Annotated in this window: 13 protein-coding genes and 1 tRNA gene; 7 read left to right on the top strand and 7 right to left on the bottom strand. The window is 65.6% G+C overall.

Annotated features, from left to right (window positions below):
- Window positions 1–59 precede the first annotated feature (59 nt).
- Window positions 60–485 (bottom strand): Cu(I)-responsive transcriptional regulator, encoded by a 426-nt coding sequence (gene cueR / locus VG320_RS02030; RefSeq protein ID WP_327198502.1) that lies wholly within the window; start codon window positions 483–485, stop codon window positions 60–62.
- A 145-nt stretch (window positions 486–630) separates the two neighbouring features.
- Between cueR and VG320_RS02025 the strand changes: the two genes are divergently transcribed.
- Both VG320_RS02025 and VG320_RS02020 read left to right on the top strand, forming a co-directional pair.
- Window positions 631–831, top strand: coding sequence for a heavy-metal-associated domain-containing protein (locus tag VG320_RS02025; protein ID WP_327198501.1), 201 nt, complete (start codon window positions 631–633; stop codon window positions 829–831).
- 15 nt (window positions 832–846) lie between these two features.
- The gene (locus VG320_RS02020) at window positions 847–1,764 is read left to right on the top strand and encodes an SDR family oxidoreductase (protein ID WP_327198500.1); all 918 of its coding nucleotides are present in this window, start codon (window positions 847–849) and stop codon (window positions 1,762–1,764) included.
- 48 nt (window positions 1,765–1,812) lie between these two features.
- On the opposite strand, the gene VG320_RS02015 is transcribed toward VG320_RS02020, so the two are convergent.
- From VG320_RS02015 to imuA, 3 genes are read right to left on the bottom strand one after another with little or no spacing between them, the layout of a single operon-like run.
- Window positions 1,813–5,232: an error-prone DNA polymerase gene (locus VG320_RS02015; protein WP_327198499.1), complete on the bottom strand. Its 3,420-nt coding sequence runs from the start codon at window positions 5,230–5,232 to the stop codon at window positions 1,813–1,815.
- Window positions 5,233–5,267: 35 nt separating this feature from the next.
- The gene (locus VG320_RS02010) at window positions 5,268–6,911 is read right to left on the bottom strand and encodes a DNA polymerase Y family protein (protein WP_327198498.1); all 1,644 of its coding nucleotides are present in this window, start codon (window positions 6,909–6,911) and stop codon (window positions 5,268–5,270) included.
- Window positions 6,832–7,653, bottom strand: a complete 822-nt coding sequence (imuA, locus tag VG320_RS02005) for a translesion DNA synthesis-associated protein ImuA (protein ID WP_327198497.1) — start codon at window positions 7,651–7,653, stop codon at window positions 6,832–6,834. The genes VG320_RS02010 and imuA overlap by 80 nt, the downstream gene beginning before the upstream one ends.
- A 282-nt stretch (window positions 7,654–7,935) precedes the next feature.
- Between imuA and VG320_RS02000 the strand changes: the two genes are divergently transcribed.
- The 4 genes from VG320_RS02000 (at window position 7,936) to VG320_RS01985 (ending at window position 11,494) form a co-directional block, all read left to right on the top strand.
- Window positions 7,936–8,012 (top strand) — tRNA-Pro (locus VG320_RS02000).
- 242 nt (window positions 8,013–8,254) lie between these two features.
- Window positions 8,255–9,877 carry an NAD(P)/FAD-dependent oxidoreductase gene (locus tag VG320_RS01995; protein WP_327198496.1) on the top strand — a complete coding sequence of 541 codons (1,623 nt, stop codon included), beginning with the start codon at window positions 8,255–8,257 and terminating at the stop codon, window positions 9,875–9,877.
- An 82-nt stretch (window positions 9,878–9,959) separates the two neighbouring features.
- Window positions 9,960–10,439, top strand: a complete 480-nt coding sequence (gene sixA / locus VG320_RS01990; protein WP_327198495.1) for a phosphohistidine phosphatase SixA — start codon at window positions 9,960–9,962, stop codon at window positions 10,437–10,439.
- A 245-nt stretch (window positions 10,440–10,684) separates the two neighbouring features.
- Entirely contained in the window at window positions 10,685–11,494 is an 810-nt protein-coding gene (locus tag VG320_RS01985) for a GNAT family N-acetyltransferase (RefSeq protein WP_327198494.1), read from the top strand.
- Between the two features lie 92 nt (window positions 11,495–11,586).
- Here VG320_RS01985 and ppx read toward each other — a convergent pair whose 3' ends face one another.
- A complete protein-coding gene (gene ppx, locus VG320_RS01980; RefSeq protein WP_414695941.1) occupies window positions 11,587–13,176 on the bottom strand; it encodes an exopolyphosphatase in 1,590 nt (529 codons plus the stop codon).
- A 237-nt stretch (window positions 13,177–13,413) separates the two neighbouring features.
- On the opposite strand from ppx, the gene ppk1 reads away from it, so the two are divergent.
- Window positions 13,414–15,477 carry a polyphosphate kinase 1 gene (gene ppk1 / locus VG320_RS01975; RefSeq protein ID WP_327198492.1) on the top strand — a complete coding sequence of 688 codons (2,064 nt, stop codon included), beginning with the start codon at window positions 13,414–13,416 and terminating at the stop codon, window positions 15,475–15,477.
- Between the two features lie 97 nt (window positions 15,478–15,574).
- On the opposite strand, the gene phoR is transcribed toward ppk1, so the two are convergent.
- Entirely contained in the window at window positions 15,575–16,888 is a 1,314-nt protein-coding gene (gene phoR, locus VG320_RS01970; protein ID WP_327198491.1) for a phosphate regulon sensor histidine kinase PhoR, read from the bottom strand.
- A 113-nt stretch (window positions 16,889–17,001) separates the two neighbouring features.
- Entirely contained in the window at window positions 17,002–17,703 is a 702-nt protein-coding gene (gene phoB, locus VG320_RS01965) for a phosphate regulon transcriptional regulator PhoB (RefSeq protein ID WP_027817258.1), read from the bottom strand.
- Between the last annotated feature and the right edge of the window lie 190 nt (window positions 17,704–17,893).

The raw sequence follows: 17,893 nt of genomic DNA, 5'->3' as shown, positions 1-17,893 counted from the left end.
CAAAAGTTGCGATCGTTTGCGCGGGCGGGTTGCACCTTTTGCCGAAAGTTTGCGCCAGCTCAAGTGTCAGCGCCCGGTGCAACCTCGGCAACCGGTTCCGGATCGGCCAGGCGTTCGATAATCGGGCAGTCTGGCCGGTCGTCGCCGTGACAATGGGCCGCAAGGTGGCGCAGCGTGTCGCGCATCTGCGTGAGTTCGGCGATGCGCTGGTCCAGTTCAGTCACATGTTCGAGCGCGATAGCCTTCACCTCGGCGCTGGCGCGCGAGCGATCGTGCCAGAGCGCCAGCAGACGGCGTATATCGTCGACGAGAAAACCCAGCCGGCGGGCCTGGCGGATAAAGCGCAGCGCGTGCACCTCCTCCATGCCGTAGACGCGATAGCCCGCCTCGGTGCGCGCTTTCGGCGCAATCAGGTCCACGCTTTCGTAGTAGCGGATCATTTTTGCCGTGACGCCCGAGGCGCGCGCCGCTTCACCAATATTCATGCTGCTCTCCTGCAATCTGCCAGTTTTTTGATCCTACACCTTCCCACGATGGGAAGGTCCAGTCGCTCCGTCCGGACGATCCGGCCACCGCTGGCATAATCGGACGACGCGTTTTTCCTCCGTTTTCACTTAAAAGGACTTCACCATGATCCAGTTCAACGTCGAAGGCATGAGCTGCCAGCACTGCGTCGGCGCGGTCACGCGCGCGATCCACGAACAGGACGCCGCCGCAAAGGTCCAGATCGATCTGGCCGCTGGCCGCGTGAGCGTCGAATCGAGCCAGAGCGCCGAGGTGCTCAAGGCCGCCATCGACGAAGCCGGCTACACCGTCACGGCCACGGCCTGACGCGAGGCGCGCGCTATGTTCAAGGTCGCCATTGCGGGGGCATCCGGGCTGCTGGGTCGCGCGCTCGTGCGTGAATTGGCCGCGCAAACGGACTGGCAGGTCGTGCAGACGGCCTTCAGCCGCGTCGGCGCGCAGCAGGTCGCGCTCGACGTGCGCGACGCGCGTGCGGTTGAGGCGTTCGTCGCGCGCGAATCGCCCGACGCGATCGTGATCGCCGCCGCCGAGCGCCGGCCCGATGTCTGCGAGCACGATCCCGCCGCGGCGCGCGCGCTCAATGTGGACGCGGTGCGCCACGTCGCAGCGGCGGCCAAAGCACGCGGCGCATGGGTATTGTCGATTTCCACCGACTACGTGTTCGACGGCAGCGCACCGCCCTATCTGCCCGACGCCACGCCGAATCCGCTCAACGCCTACGGTCACAGCAAGCTCGAAGGCGAGCGCGCATTGCTCGACGCCATGGACAACGCGCTGGTGCTGCGTCTGCCGCTGCTCTACGGCCCGATCGTGAACTGGCAAGAGTCGGCGGTGACGAGTCTGGTGCCCGCAATCCGCGCCTCGGCGCAAGCGGGCAGCACTCCAGCGGTGATGGACGCGTGGGCCACGCGTTATCCCACCTTCACGCCCGACGTGGCGTTCGTGATCCGCGAGCTGCTCACGCGCTGCGCGGACGGCAACGCGGTGCGGGGCCTCGCGCAATGGTCCGGCGACGAACCGATGACCAAGTACGAGATCGCACAGCGCATCGCGCGCGCACTCGGCATCGACGCTCGCTTGATCGCGCAGACGGAGCCTGCTGACTCAACGCCGCGACCGCGCGACTGCCACCTCGATTCGGGGCGGCTCGAAGCGCTGGGAATCGGCCGGCGCACGCCGTTCGATGCGGGCATTCGCGCAGTGCTCGACGCCTTCGAGGCCGGGCAAGCCAGGTCGTAAACCACCAGTCCGGCGCGCGGCAATCCACGCCGCGCGCCCTTCCCGCCTTCAATGAAAATCGCGGCTTTGCGTCGCGAGACGTCCGAGCAGGCGGCTGTGGTCCTCCAGCCGGTTCGCGACCAGATGCACCACCTCGCCCTGCCGCTGAACCACGCCCGCCACCGCCAGCAGCGACGCGCCCAGCAGTTCCTTGCGCTGCGACTCCACCAGCGCCGCGTGCACGATCACGTTGACCGAGCCGGTCTCGTCCTCCAGCGAAACGAAAATGGTCCCCTTGGCCGTGCCGGGCCGCTGCCGCACCGTGACGATGCCGCATACGCGCGCAAGCTTGCCGTGACCGCACAGCGCCAGTTGCGCCGCGCTCAGAAAGCGCTGCTTCGCCAACCCCTCGCGCAGTAGTTCGAGCGGATGACGGTTGAGCGTGAGACGCAGGCTCGCGTAATCGGCGACGATCTCCGCACCTTCGGAAGCACGCGGCAGATCGATGCGCGCTTCGGCGACGGGCGCGTCGCGCAGTAGCGCAGGCACCGCGTGCTGCGCGGTCACCGCCCACCAGGCCTCGCGCCGATGCCCCGCGATGCTCGCCAGCGCATTGGCCGCCGCCAGCGCCTCCAGTTCGCGGCGCGTGAGCGCGGCGCGACGCGCGAGATCATCGACATCGGCGAAAGGCGCCTGGGCGCGCGCCGCCAGCACGCGCCGCGCGGCACTCTCAGAAAACCCCTTGATGAGACTGAAGCCGAGCCGCACCGCCGGGCCGCCGCTGCCGTAATGCTCTGGCGCCTGCGCGGCACGCATGCGCGCGATCCGCCCGTGACGACACATCAGTTCCGGCAGGCGCGGCACGCCGCGGCGCGCCACGGCGGCCTGCAGGCGCGCGCGGTAATGCGCCACGCGCGTGCGGCGCACCCGCGCAGTGCCCTCGTCGAGCCGCACGCCGGGCTTGCTGCGCGCTTCCAGCACCGACTCCCACTCGCTGATGGCGATATCGGGCGCGCGCACCAGCACGCCGTGCCGCTTCGCGTCCTGCACCAGTTGCGACGGCGAATAAAAGCCAAGCGGCTGGCTGTTGAGCAGCCCCGCCAGAAACGCGGCGGGCTCATAGCGCTTGAGCCAGGAACTCGTGTACACGAGCAGCGCGAAGCTGGCCGCGTGACTTTCCGGGAAACCGTAGTCGCCGAAACCCTCAATCTGCTTGCAGATGCGCTCGGCAAATTCCTGCGAGTAACCCTTGGCCTTCATGCGGTTCGTCAGGTCTTCCTGATACGGCTTCAGATTGCCGTCGCGCCGCCACGCGGCCATCGCGCGGCGCAGCTTGTCGGCTTCCTCGCCGGAATAATCGGCGGCGACCATCGCCAGATGCATCACCTGCTCCTGGAAAATCGGCACGCCGAGCGTGCGCTGGAGCACCGGACGCAGTTCGTCCTTCGCGTACTCGACACGCTCCTCGCCATGCCGCCGCTTGAGGTAGGGATGCACCATGTCGCCCTGGATCGGCCCGGGCCGCACGATCGCCACCTGGATCACGAGGTCGTAATAAGTGCGTGGGCGCAGGCGCGGCAGCATGCTCTGCTGCGCGCGCGACTCGATCTGGAACACGCCAGCCGTATCGGCATGACTGCACATCGCGTAGACGGCCGGATCCTCAATGGGAATGTCCTTCACGCCGAACTGCGGCAGCCCGCGCCGCAGCGCCACGAATTCAAGCGAGCGCCGGATCGCCGAGAGCATGCCGAGCGCCAGCACGTCCACCTTCAAGAGACACAGCGCGTCGATATCGTCCTTGTCCCATTCGATCACGTAGCGGTCTTTCATGGCCGCGTTTTCGATCGGCACGAGCCGCGAGAGCTTGTCGCGCGCGATCACAAAGCCGCCCACGTGCTGCGAGAGATGACGCGGAAAACCGCGCAGCTCGCGCGTAAGGCGGATCAATTGCTGCGTGACGGGCGAATCGGGCGAGAAACCGGCTTCCTGCAGATGATGCGCGATCGAATCCGGGCCGTCCCACCACTGATGCGCGCCCGAGAGCTTTTCGACCAGCGTGTTGTCGAGCCCGAGCGCCTTGCCCACGTCGCGCAGCGCGCTGCGCGAGCGGTAAGTGATGAGCGTCGCGGCGAGCGCGGCGCGGCGCGTGCCGTATTTGCGATAGATGTACTGGATGACTTCTTCGCGGCGCTGATGCTCGAAATCGACGTCGATATCAGGCGGCTCGTTGCGCGCGCGGGACAGAAAGCGCGCCACCAGCATGTTCATGCGCACGGGATCGATCTCGGTGATTTTCAGGCAGAAGCACACCACCGAATTCGCCGCCGAACCTCGCCCCTGGCAAAGAATCTTCTGCTCGCGCGCGAAGCGCACGATGTCGTGCACGGTCAGGAAGTATTTCTCGTACTTCAGCTCGGTGATGAGCGCGAGTTCCTGCTCGATCTGGCTGCGGCGCTTCTCGTTCATGCCGTCGGGCCAGCGCTCGTCGGCGCCCTGCATGACGAGCGTGCGCAGCCAGGTGGTGGGCGTCTCATGCGCGGGCACCAGTTCCTCGGGGTATTCGTACGCCAGCTCGCCCAGCTCGAAAGTACAGCGGCGCGCCACTTCCAGCGTCGCGTCGAGCGTGTCGCGCGGATACAGATGGCTCAGGCGCACGCGCGAGCGCAGATGGCGCTCCGCATTCGGCTCCAGCGCGCGGCCGCACGCCGTGAGCGGTTTGCCGATGCGCACCGCGCTGAGCGTGTCCTGCAAGGGCTTGCGCGAACGCGCATGCATCAGCACGCCGCCCGCCGCGACGAGCGGCAGGCCGCTTTCCTGCGAGACGTGACGCAGCACTTCGATCTGCGTATCGTCGCCGCCGGTCTGCCAGAGTTCGAGCGCGAGCCACGCGCGCCCGGACGCGAAGCCCGCCAGCCAGTGCGCGGCGCGCAGCGTCTGGGCGAGCGTGGCCGTGCGCTGCGGCACCAGCAGCAGCACGCAGTCGCGCAGATGGCGCAGATGCGCGAAGTCCGGCTCGGGATCGGTGAAGTCGAGCGGATGCACGCGGTAGTGGCCTTTGTCGGCACGCGAGCGCGCCAGCGTGATCAGCTCGCAGAGATTGCCGTAGCCCTCGCGGTTCATCGCGATCGCGATGAGCGTGCAGAACGGCGCGTCGTTTTCATCGACGAGATTCAGTTCGCTGCCGATCAGCAGTTGCAGCGAAGGCACGAAGGGGGCGCTTTTGCCGTGCGCGGCCTCGTGGGCTTTCTTTCGCGCTTCGTCGTAATCGTTGAGTGCGCTCCAGGCGCGCACCACCCCGGCGAACGAGCACTCGTCGGTGATGGCAAGCGCGCTGTAGCCGTTGCGGATCGCCTGCTCGACCAGCTCGTTCGGACGCGATGCGCCGCGCAGGAACGTGAAGTTGGTCAGGCAGTGCAGCTCGGCATAGTCAGGTAACTGCGCCGGTAGTTGCGCGGGCAACGATGCGCCCGCTCCACGGTTCGACATGATGCGTTAAATACGGGTTAATGCAATCGACGGCATCAGCCGAACAGCCCTTGCAGATACCACTGGCCGCCGATGCGTTCGCGGTAGAGCCAGAACATGTGCCCCCGATCGTCGGCGGCAACGTAGTAGTCGCGCGCGACGCCCTCGCCGTCCCACCAGCCTGCCTCGATACGCTCGGTGCGCGTGAGCGTCTTGAGCGGGCGGCGATAGACCGGCCGGTCGTCGCGCGTGGCCAGCTTGAGCGGCTTTTCGAGCAGCCACGCCGGACGCGGCTGCGTCGGCAGCGGCACTTCGGGCAGATCGAAGGCGCTTTGCACCGGCGCGTTGTCTTCCTGCGCCGCCGCGGCCTGGGCGCCAGCCTTATTGCGCGATTTGCGCGGCGTCTGGCGGCGCGACGGTGCACGCGACGGTGCTCGATACGTACGCGCCGACATCGCGTGCTCAGGCCGATGATCGTCCTCGACGAACAGCTGCAACACGTTCTGCTCGCCGATGCGCGCGCCAATGCGCTCGAACAGTTGCGCCAGCGACGCATCCGACGCCTCGGGCGACGGAAACAGCGTGTCGGTGGGCGGCGCATACGCGCTCACCTGATCGGCAACCAGCGCCATGCCGATCACGGGCGCGGCCAGTTCGGTCTGGTTGAGCTTCTCGCGCAGCAGCCACAGCAGGTGATCGGCGTCGCGCGAGGGCGCGGCCCATGTGAGCCGCAGACTCGACGTGCGCGGCGCATGGCGCGAAGCCAGTTCATGCTCCAGACGCAGCTCGAAACCGCTGAGCGCACCATGCTGCGCGGCGAGCCAGCCCGCCAGTTGCATCACCAGACGGCGCGCGGCGAACAGCAGCGCTTCGGCGCTTTCCACGCGCGCCTGCAGTTCGAGCGAGGCCTGAAACGACGGTGGCGCAACGAACCACGCACGCGGATCGGGCGCCTCGCCGCGCGCCTGCGCGAGCCAACCGAGCACGCCATCGCCGAAACGCCGCACGATGCCCTCGCGCGGCAAGCGCCGCAGATCGCCGAGCGTCGCGCAGCCGATCTGCGTGAGCGCGTGCTCGTGCTGCGCGGCGAACGGCGCGAGCGTGACCGGCAAGGCATCGAGCGCACGCGCAAGCGACGCGTCCTTGAGCACGCGAAAACGCCGCGCGGCGTGCGCACCGGCCGTCGCATGCGCCTGCGCGAGCGTCCACGCGCCCCACGCGGTGGGGGCACAGGCGATGCGCGCGGCGTGACCGCAATCGGCCACGGTGGCCGTGACTCTGGCCAGCAGCGCGCGCACGCCGCCGAACAGCCGCAAGCCGGAACCGACTTCGAGCAGCAACGTATGCGAGTGCGACGCCACCTCGGCCAGCGAGACCTTCGGCGTATAGGCGAGCAGCGCGAGCGCCAGCGCCTCGAACGCGCGCGTCTCGCGCGCCGCATCGGCTTCGAGCAGCACGAGGCCCGGTGCGAGCGCCAGCGCATGCGCGCGCGTGCTGCCCGGCTGCACGCCGAGGCGAAACGCATCGCGATCGGCAATCAGGATGCGCGCGTGATCGGCGAGCGCGTAGCAGCGTGCGGGCTGGCTTTCTTCGGCTTGATTCGCAGCCGCCCCTACGCCCTCAGACGACCCGATCGACGGAAGCGGCGGCCTGACGGCCTCCAGCGGCAACAACGGCAAGGTGACGGCGATCCACAGCATGATTGACCCCGGGCCACGGCATGAACGGCGCGGCGCCCGGCTGGGGCAGCACCGACTCCTGCAGCGGCAAAGTGACGACGAGTGGCTGGGCGGGCGGCGGCCCGCGGCGCTTGAAAATATCGACGCAGACACCGGTGTGCTGCATCCATTCACGGCGATTCAGGCGTGTATCCGCCTCGGGCGGCGGCACCGGCGTGCAGACCATGCGCAGCGGCGCGGGCGAAGACTGGCTGCGCGCTGCGGGCGGACGCATCAGAAACGCCAGCGCCTGCGAATCCTGCGCGGCGACCTGCAAGCGCCGCAGCGCGTCGGCGCGCGCCTTCGGCTGCCACAGCAGCACCGCGCCAATGCCATCCTGCTTGAGCGCCTGCTCGGCGGCCCACGGCGCCTCGTCGTCGCTGGCGCGAATCCAGACGACGCGCTCCAGCGCAATTCCCCACGCCTTGAGCGCGCACGCATAGGGCCGCCACGGCGGCGCGACCAGCAGCACATGCCGCCCGGCCTGCGCAGTGAGCGCGCGCAGCGCGGGCGCCATCAGCCGCATCTCGCCGATGCCGCCCTGCTCCACCAGCAGCTCGGTCAGGCTGCCTGCCGGCCAGCCCGCGCCGGGCAGCAGCGCATCAAGCGCGGCATCGCCGCTCGACACCGTGCGCATGCCTGCGGCGGCGACCTGATTGCCCTGCCAGATCCGGCTTTGCAGCCGGGGCGGCAAGCTTGCCGCTAGCTGGAGTGCTGCTGCCATGATCCGCTCTGGAAAAAGGTAATAGGGCACCCTGCCCGACGCTGGATGGGGCATGACGAGGGTGTTGAGACGGCACATCGGGTGAAACCGCGGCGAGACCGTTATCCTGTATATTTATACAGTATTTCGGACGGTTCCTGGAAGGAGGTTTTTGAGGGACGGTTCGGGGAGGAGCGCGAGAGAAAGTGCGGGAAATTCCGCCTGCGGAAAGTGCGATCAAAAATTAAAGATAGAAACCCATTTGACGCGGCATGTTAAGGGGCGCTACAATCCGCGATTCGTCGGAGCGTAGCGCAGCCTGGTAGCGCATCTGATTTGGGATCAGAGGGTCGTAGGTTCGAATCCTATCGCTCCGACCAGCAATACTAAGGGGTTACACGCCATCGGCCTGTAGCCCCTTTTTCATTTTCTCCCGCCCGGCCTATTCCGGCCCCAACGCCGGCTCCAGCGCGCGGAGAATTGCGGAAACGCAGCGCTTCCACTGCTTTTCGCCAAACAAGCGCTCGCATTCCGTCGTCCGGCCCGGTTCGATTTGAAAAGCCGGCGAACTTATAAAATACAGATCGGCCACGATTCCCGTGGCGACCGCACCCTGGCACCCATGTTACGTCTATCCGAAGTCAAACTCCCCCTCGACCACGCCGAAAGCGAACTTGAAGCCGCGATTCGGGGACGCCTCGCGGAACTCGGCGTAGCGCCAGACGGGCTGATCCGCTTCACCGTCTTCCGCCGCGCGCACGATGCCCGCAAGCGCTCGGATATCAAGCTGACCTATATCGTCGATGTCGAAGTCCAGGACGAGGCGAAGGTGCTCAAGCGCGTCGCGGGCAAGCCGCATGTCGGCGCCACGCCAGACATGACCTATCGCTTCGTTGCGAAGGCGCCCGAGCACTCCACGCGGCCGCGCCCGGTGGTGATCGGCATGGGACCGTGCGGTCTGTTCGCCGGTCTGATCCTCGCGCAAATGGGCTTCAAGCCGATCATTCTCGAGCGCGGCAAGGCCGTGCGCGAGCGCACCAAGGACACCTTCGGCCTGTGGCGCAAGTCGGTGCTCAATCCGGAATCGAACGTGCAGTTCGGTGAAGGCGGCGCCGGGACGTTCTCCGACGGCAAGCTCTACAGCCAGATCAAGGACCCGAACCACTACGGCCGCAAGGTGCTTGAGGAGTTCGTCAAGGCGGGCGCGCCGGAAGACATCCTGTTTCTGAGCCGCCCGCACATCGGCACGTTCCGTCTCGTCAGCATGGTGGAAAAGATGCGCGCCACCATCCACGAGCTGGGTGGCGAAGTGCGCTTTGAAACGCGTGTCGAAGATATCGAAATCGACAACGGCAAGGTGCGCGCGCTCAAGCTCTCGAACGGCGAGACGCTGCCCTGCGACCACGTCGTGCTGGCCGTCGGCCACAGCGCGCGCGACACGTTCCAGATGCTGCACGATCGCGGCGTGTTCATGGAAGCCAAGCCGTTTTCGCTGGGCTTTCGCATCGAGCATCCGCAGGGCGTGATCGATCGCAGCCGCTTCGGCAAGTTTGCGGGCCATAAGGAACTCGGCGCGGCCGACTACAAGGTGGTGCATCACGCCAACAACGGCCGCGCGGTCTATAGCTTCTGCATGTGCCCCGGCGGCACGGTGGTCGCCGCGACGTCCGAACCCGGCCGCGTGGTCACCAACGGCATGAGCCAGTATTCGCGCGCCGAGCGCAACGCGAATGCGGGCATCGTCGTCGGCATTACGCCGGAAGATTATCCGGGCGGCCCGCTTGCGGGCATCGCCTTCCAGCGCAAGTGGGAAGAGCGCGCGTTCGAACTCGGCGGCGGCAATTACATGGCGCCGGGTCAACTGGTGGGCGACTTCATCGCGGGCCGCCCGTCGACCTCGCTCGGTTCCGTGGTGCCGTCGTACAAGCCGGGCGTGCATCCGACCGATCTCAGCACGGCGCTGCCCGATTACGTGATCGAGGCGATCCGTGAAGCCCTGCCGCAGCTCGACAAGAAAATCGCCGGCTTTGCGATGAACGATGCGGTGCTGACCGGTGTGGAAACGCGTACGTCGTCGCCGTTGCGCATTCGCCGCAAGGACAACTACCAGAGCATGAACGTCGAGGGTCTCTATCCGGCAGGCGAAGGCGCCGGGTACGCGGGCGGCATCTACTCGGCGGCGATCGACGGCATCGAAGTGGCGCAGGCGGTGGCGCTCGATATGACCTCGGGCGGCGCGGCCTGATCGTCAAGGGGTGAGGACGGCAGGCGCCGCCTGAGCGCGCCCGCCCCCTACAATGACCGCATCCCTCCAGGAGAGCCGCTCCATGAACCTCATCCTCTGGCGTCACGCCGAAGCCGAAGACATCGCCGCGAGCGACCTCGCCCGCCAGCTCACCACGCGCGGACGCAAGCAGGCCCAGAACGTGGCGCGCTGGCTGCGCGCGCGTTTGCCGGAAGACGCCGTGATCCTGGCCAGTCCGGCCGCGCGCACGATCCAGACGGCCGAAGCGCTCACCGATCAATACCGCGTGGTGCGCGAGCTTGCGCCCAATGCCAGTGTCGAGGCCGTGCTGGAGGCCGCTGGCTGGCCTGACGGCATCGCCTCGACCGTCGTGGTGGTCGGCCATCAGCCAACGCTCGGCGAGGTGCTGGCGCGCCTGCTGGGCAACGAAACGGATGGGCTCGGCAACGTACGCCGTAGCTGGGCCGTAAAAAAATCGGGCGTCTACTGGATCAAAAGCCGTGAGCGTAACGGCGACGGCGAAGCCGTCCTGCTGGCCGCCATCACGCCCGAACTCGTCTGAATTCACCCGCGGCGCATCCCACGTCGCATCGCACCAACACCTCGCGCCGCCGTTCTGGCGGCGCTTTGCTTTCCTCTCTTCACAGCGCGCCCGCCCCGCCCAGCAAGCCTGAGGCGGGCTGAAGCCGCGCCTCGCCTGCGTGCGCCTTACAGCGCGTCATCGAATCGTCATTGCGTTTTCATGGAACCGTAACCGCGCCTTACTACATTGCCGGGAAAGTTCTCTTACCTTTCGAAGGACGCCCCATGCGAGATCTGCCGACGCCCTCCCTGCCGTTCGCCTCGAGCCTCTTCGAGTCGACCCGGAGCCTGCCGCGCGCCGAAGAAACGGTCACCGCGCAGCATCGCCTGCAGGTAGCCTGGGCTCGCACAGACGAAGAACTGCGCGAGGCGCAACGCCTGCGCTACCGCGTATTCGCCGAGGAAATGGGCGCGCGTCTGTCCGGCCCGGCGGGCCTCGATGTCGACTCCTTCGACAACTACTGCGATCACCTGCTCGTGCGCGACCTCGACACGCTCAAGGTCGTCGGCACCTATCGCGTGCTGCCGCCGCACCAGGCCACGCGTATCGGCCGTCTGTACGCCGAAAGCGAATTCGACGTCTCGCGTCTGGCGCACCTGCGCCCGAAGATGGTCGAAGTGGGCCGCTCGTGCGTGCACCCCGACTACCGCAGCGGCTCGGTCATCATGTCGCTGTGGGGCGGTCTGGGCGCCTACATGCAGCACAACGGCTACGAGACGATGCTGGGCTGCGCGAGCGTGGCGATGGTGGACGGCGGTCACTATGCGGCCAATCTGTACACCTCGCTGGGCGCGAGCGCGCTGACGGACCCTGAGTACCGCGCCTTCCCGCACACGCCGCTGCCGGTCGAGGAACTGCGCACCGGCGCGTCCGCCGTGCCGCCGCCGCTGATCAAGGGTTATCTGCGCCTGGGCGCGAAGATCTGCGGCGCACCGGCCTGGGATCCCGACTTCAATACCGCCGACTTCCTCACGCTGTTCCGTCTCTCGGACATCAACGAACGTTACGCGCGCCACTTCCTCGGCGACGTTTAACCGGCGTTCGGCACCCGCCCCAAAACACAATGCCCGGCTCTCAGGCCGGGCATTGTCGTTTTCAGCTTAAGCGACGTGGCTTACTTGCCCGCTTATTCGTCGGTATACACCACGCGATACGGAATGCCGATCTTGCCCCACTCCGCCGCTTCCTGAACGAGGTTGTAATCGGTGAGCGGATTGTTCTGCACCCACGCGTTGGGCAGCATCACTTCATAACCGTTGTGCTCCTGCACGACCGTGATCTTCGGCAGACCCACATCGGCGCGGCGGCGGCTCAAGAGCGCAGCCAGGCGCAGGCAGAACAACAGCGGCCATTCCACGTCGCGCGTCTGCGACAGCTTGCCGAGCTTGCCCACGTGGCCAAGCACCAGCGCCGCCAGGCGCGCCTGGTCGGTGCGCGAGAAGCCCGGCATATCCGCATTGCTGGCGATATAGGCCGAGTGCTTGTGATACGCGCTGTGCGAGATCGACAAGCCGATCTCGTGCAGCGACGCCGCCCAGCTCAGGAACATGCGGTTTTCTTCGCGGCGCTCGGCGTCGGCTTCCTCGAACTGGTCGTAGAAGCTCATGGCCAGCTCGCCGATACGGCCCGCCTGGGCGCGATCGACGCCATAGCGGCGCATGAAGCCTTCCACCGTGACCGTACGCATGTCCTCGTGCTGCGAGCGGCCCAGCAGGTCGTACAGCACGCCCAGACGCAGCGCGCCATCGGTGGTGTCGACGTAGTCGATGCCCAGTTCCTCGAACACCGCGATCATGATCGACAGGCCGCCCGCCAGCACCGGAATGCGGTCGGGCTTGAGCGCGACCAGCTTCAGCCGGTTGACGTTCTCGGCCTTGATGAGCGCGCGCTTCAGGCGTTCGAGACCGCCGCGCGAGATGCCGTGCGTGATGCCCGGATCGTTGAAGCCGTTGGCTTCAACGAGTTCGGCCAGCGCCCGCGCCGTGCCCGACGAGCCAATCGCCTGATCCCAGCCGGTCTTGCGATAGTCCGCCGAGATGATCTGGATTTCGCGCGAGGCGGCCAGTTCGGCCTGGCGCATGGTGTATTCGTCGACGTTGCCGGCCGGGAAGAACTGGCGGCTATGGCTCACGCAGCCGATGTAGAGGCTCTCCATGCGGATCGGCGTGTAGTGCGAGCCGATGATGAACTCGGTCGAGCCGCCGCCGATATCCACCACGAAGCGCTTACCGGCGCTTGCGGGCACCGAATGTGCTGCGCCCGCATAGATGAGACGCGCTTCTTCGCGGCCCGCGATCACTTCGATCGGAAAGCCCAGCGCCTTTTCTGCTTCGCCGAGGAATTCGCGGGCGTTCTTGGCCACGCGCAGTGTGTTGGTGGCGACGGCGCGCACGTGATCCGGATGGAAGTCGCGCAGACGCTCGCCAAAGCGCTTGAGCGCGTCCCAGCCGCGCACCTGCGAGGCGCGGTCGAGCATCTTGTCCTTCGAGAGGCCGGCGGCGAGTCGCACGGGTTCGCGCAGGGCATCGACGGGATAGATCTGGCTGCCGGCGTCGGTTTCCTCGACGCGGCCGACGATCAGGCGAAAGCTGTTCGAGCCGAGATCGACGGCGGCAAGCAGTTGCGGGTTGGTGACCATCGAGGGTGCGGGCTCCATGCGTGCGAACGCGGCCATCCTGACTCTCTGAGCGGCGGCCGCGTTGTCCAAAACTGCCATTTTAAGCGTACCCGACTTCCCCATGGCGCTCCTCGCTCGGTTATCGTCAGCAGATGGCAAGGAACGCGCCGCGAGGGCGTCCTGACCCAGTGTGCATGATTACTTTGCAAGGTGTCGGCAACGTGAAAATGCAGCGTAAAATTTATGACACACCAAATGTCACAATAAAGTCACATTACTGTGAGAATTTCCGAGCGTCCGTTCGAATCATCCCCTGAAATTCCGCTTTCAATACCAATGTCCATCCGCTATCCCCTTCTCAACCGCGAACTGGGCATTCTGGGATTCAACGAGCGTGTGCTCGCACAGGCCGCCGACCCATCCGTTCCCTTGCTGGAGCGCTTGCGCTTCATCTGCATCACCAGCAGCAACCTCGACGAATTCTTCGAAGTCCGCATGGCCGGGCTTCAGGAGCAGATGCGCGACAACCCGGGCGCGCTCTCGCCCGACGGCATGTCGCTGCAGCACGTGTACGACCTCGTGGTCGAGCGCGCGCAGCGTCTCGTGCATCGCCAGTACCGCATGCTGCACGACACCGTGCTGCCGGCGCTGGAGCAGGAAGGCATCTACTTTCACGGCACCGACGCCTGGAACGAAGCGCAGACCAACTGGGCGCGCCGCTACTTCCTCGACGAGCTGCTGCCGGTGCTCACGCCGATTGGCCTCGACCCTGCCCACCCGTTCCCGCGCGTGCTCAACAAGAGCCTGAACTTCGTGGTCGAACTCGAAGGCAAGGACGCCTTCGGGCGCCAGGCCGTGATGGGCATCGTGCAGGCGCCGCGCGCGCTGCCGCGCCTGGTGCGCATGCCGCAGGAACTGTCGGGCTTCCAGCATGGCTTCGTGCTGCTCGGTTCGCTGCTGCAGCGCTTTGTGGGCGAGCTGTTCCCGAGCCTCGTGGTGCGTAGCTGCAACCAGTTCCGCATCACGCGTAACAGCGAACTGTTCGTCGACGAAGACGAAATCACCAATCTGCGCGTGGCGCTGCAGGGCGAACTGCCCGCGCGCCACCTGGGCAATGCGGTGCGCCTGGAAGTGTCGGCGGAAACGCCGGTGCATCTTGTGAAGCGTCTGCTCGACGAAAGCGGTCTGGATGAAAAGGACTGCTATTACGTCGATGGCCCCGTCAATCTCGTGCGTCTGATGCAGTTGCCCGAAATGGTGGATCGCCCGGATCTGAAATTCGTGCCGCACGTGCCGGCGATTCCGCAGCGCATCGCCGCGAGCGGCAGCATGTTCGACGTGATCGATCAGGGCGATGTGCTGCTGCATCACCCGTACGAAAGCTTCCAGCCCGTGCTGGAGCTGCTGCTGCAGGCCGCCAACGATCCTAACGTGGTCGCCATCAAGCAGACCATCTATCGCACCGGCACCGACTCGCCACTGATGGACGCGCTCATGCAGGCCGCGCGCAACGGCAAGGAAGTCACGGTGGTGGTCGAACTGCTCGCGCGCTTCGACGAAGAAACCAATATCAACTGGGCTTCGCAGCTCGAAGCGGTCGGCGCGCACGTGGTCTACGGCGTGGTGGGCCACAAGTGCCATGCCAAGATGATGCTGATCGTGCGCCGCACGCCCGTGAACGGCCGCATGCAACTGCGCCGCTATGTGCACCTGGGCACCGGCAACTATCACCCGCGCACGGCGCGTCTTTATACCGACTTCGGCCTGATGACGTCGGAGCCGAAGATGTGCGAGGACGTGCACCACGTGTTCCAGCAGCTCACCGGCATCGGCGGCGAATTGCAGTTGAACGAACTGTGGCAGTCGCCGTTCACGCTGCATCCGAAGCTGGTCGAGTCGATCCGCGCCGAAGCTCAGGCTGCCCGCGAAGGCAAGAAGGCACGTATCGTCGCGAAGATGAACGCGCTGCTCGAACCGACGGTCATCGATGAGCTATACGAAGCATCGCAGGCGGGCGTGAAGATCGATCTGATCGTGCGCGGCGTATGCTCGCTGCAGCCCGGCGTGCCGGGTTTGTCCGAGAACATCACGGTGCGCTCGATCGTCGGGCGCTTCCTCGAACACCATCGCATCTACTACTTCTACGCGGGCGGCGCGGAAGAAGTCTATCTGTCGAGTGCCGACTGGATGGACCGCAACCTGTTCCGCCGCGTCGAAGTCGCGTTCCCGATCCATGACCGGCGCCTGAAACGCCGCGTGATTGCCGAAGGTCTGTCGTGCTTCCTCGGCGACAATCAGGCGGCGTGGCTGATGCAAAGCGACGGCCACTACAAGCGCCGCCGCGCCGGCAAGGCGATCCGCAACGCGCAGATGAGCCTGCTGGCGAAGTTCTGTCCTTAACGCATCCAACGCATCCGCGCCTGTTCTGCGAACAGGCGCAAGATGCAAAAAAGCCGCTTCGGTCGTGACACGAAGCGGCTTTTTTATTCGACGAAATTCAGGCCGGCGCGGGCTGCCGGCGCGTCGTGCGCGCGGCCGGGAAACGCACCGTAAAGGTACTACCCCGCCCTTCTTCGCTCTTCACTTCGAGCGCTGCGTCGTGACGTTGCAGCACGTGCTTGACGATCGCAAGACCCAGGCCCGTGCCGCCGGTATCGCGCGAACGACTGCGATCGACGCGATAGAAGCGCTCCGTGAGACGCGGAATGTCGCTTGCCGGAATGCCATAGCCGCTGTCCGTCACCGAGAACACCGCGTTGCCGCCTTCGAGACGCCACGACAGTTGCACGCCGCCGCCCTCAGGCGTATAGCGCACCGCGTTGGTCGCTAGGTTGCCCAGCGCGCTCAGTACTTCGGTCTCCGAACCGGTCACGCTCAGGCCATCGTCGAAATCGGCGCTGATGACGTGATGCCCGCCCGAGAGGCTTTCCGCGTCCTCGCGCACATGGCCGAGCACCGCGCGCATATCGATGATCTGATCGCCGGGCAGACGCGCCTCGCCTTCGAGCTTGGCCAGCACCAGCAGGTCGGTGACGATGTGGCGCATGCGCGAAGCCTGCTGCTCCATCAGATCGAAGTAGCGCATGCGCTCTTCCTCGGACAGCGGCAGCTCGCGCATCGTCTCCAGAAAGCCCGAGAGCACCGTAAGCGGCGTCTTCAGTTCATGCGAGACATTGGCGACGAAGTCGCGCCGCATCGCGTCGGTGCGCTCGAGTTCGGTGATGTCCTGCGAGAGCACCAGCTTGCGGTTATCGCCGTACGGGAACACCTGCACCGAAATCACGTTCTGGCGCTTCGCCCCCATGCCGCGCATGATCAGCATTTCCTTGTAATCGTGCGAATTCAGATAGCGCACGAAGTCGGGCTGACGCACGAGATGGGTGATGTGCTGACGCAGATCGCGCTTCGCATCGAGGCCGAAATGCACTTCGGAGATGGCGTTGCACCACTCGATCTGATCGTGATCGTCGAGCATCGCCACACCATTGGGCGAGGCCTGGATGGCCTGAATGAAACGCGAATGCTGTTGCTCGACCTGGCGCACCTGGGCGTGCCAGCGCTTGGCGAGCTTATGCAGACGGTAGTAGATTTCCCCCCACACGCCAGGCGCGCTCGGCACTTCGCCGTACACGGGGGCATCGAGCAGGCGCCAGAGGCGCTGCTTGTGGAAGGTGCTAAAAACCATTTGGCCGACCAGCGCCACCACGGCGAAGGCCAGCGCGAATTTGACGCCGAATAACGCGCCGACGCCCGTGCAGATGAGCGCAAGCAGCACGATCGATACGAGGGCGCGCGCCCAGATGATGTTCATGTTCCTGCGATCGAAGAGAGTGACAGTCCGTACCGGGGCGCTGCGGATTCGGAACACCGGCGCTGCGAGAAACGCCGCGCCGGCGTGTAACTGCGGTTAATCAGCCCACAGGCTTATGCGCTCTTGGCAAGACGATAGCCGCTGCCGCGCACCGTTTCGATCATAGCATCGCAGCCAGCGGGCTTAAGCGCGGCACGCAGACGCTTGATATGCACGTCCACGGTGCGCTCTTCTACGAACACGTGATCGCCCCAGACCTGGTCGAGCAACTGCGTACGGCTGTGCACGCGCTCCGGGTGCGTCATGAAGAAGTGCAGCAGGCGGAACTCGGTCGGACCCAGATCCAGCTTGATTTCCGAGCCTTCCGCGTGGGCGGCCACGCGATGCGTCGCCGGGTCGAGCTTCAGACCGTTGATCGCCACCACGTCTTCCGTGAGCTGCGGCGCACGGCGGCGCAACACCGCCTTGATGCGCGCCATCAGTTCCTTCGGCGAGAACGGCTTGGTGACGTAGTCGTCGGCGCCGATTTCGAGGCCGAGCACCTTGTCCTGCTCGTCGCCGCGCGCGGTCAGCATGATGATCGGAATGTGTTTGGTGCGCTCGTTGTTACGCAGATCGCGCGCGAAATTCACACCCGACTTGCCCGGCAGCATCCAGTCGAGCAGGATGAGATCGGGCAGCACATCGCTGATCAGATTCTGCGCCTGCTCCGCGTTGTATGCGCGAATCGGGCAGTGTCCGGCGTGTTGAAGATTGACCGAAATCAGTTCGGAAATTGCGGGCTCATCTTCAATGACGAGAATGCTGCTAGGCATCGGCACCTCTTGACCTAAAGACCTGTTGATACGGATTACGAAAAATGTCGGGGCGGAATCGATTTCATCTCGCGACGTGAAAAACGCGCCCGAAAGCGCGATTCACGCCCCGCCTGCAAGTTAGCTCAGTGCTTCGCGTTCGAGCGCGTCGCGCGACTTGTGCCGCACGTCGGTGCCCTTGACGATGTAG

The sequence above is a fragment of the Paraburkholderia sp. genome (assembly GCF_035948235.1).
In the GTDB taxonomy this organism is placed as follows: Bacteria; Pseudomonadota; Gammaproteobacteria; order Burkholderiales; family Burkholderiaceae; genus Paraburkholderia.
Note: the sequence above shows the minus strand (reverse complement) of the source record. Positions and strands in the feature narration are given on the sequence as shown.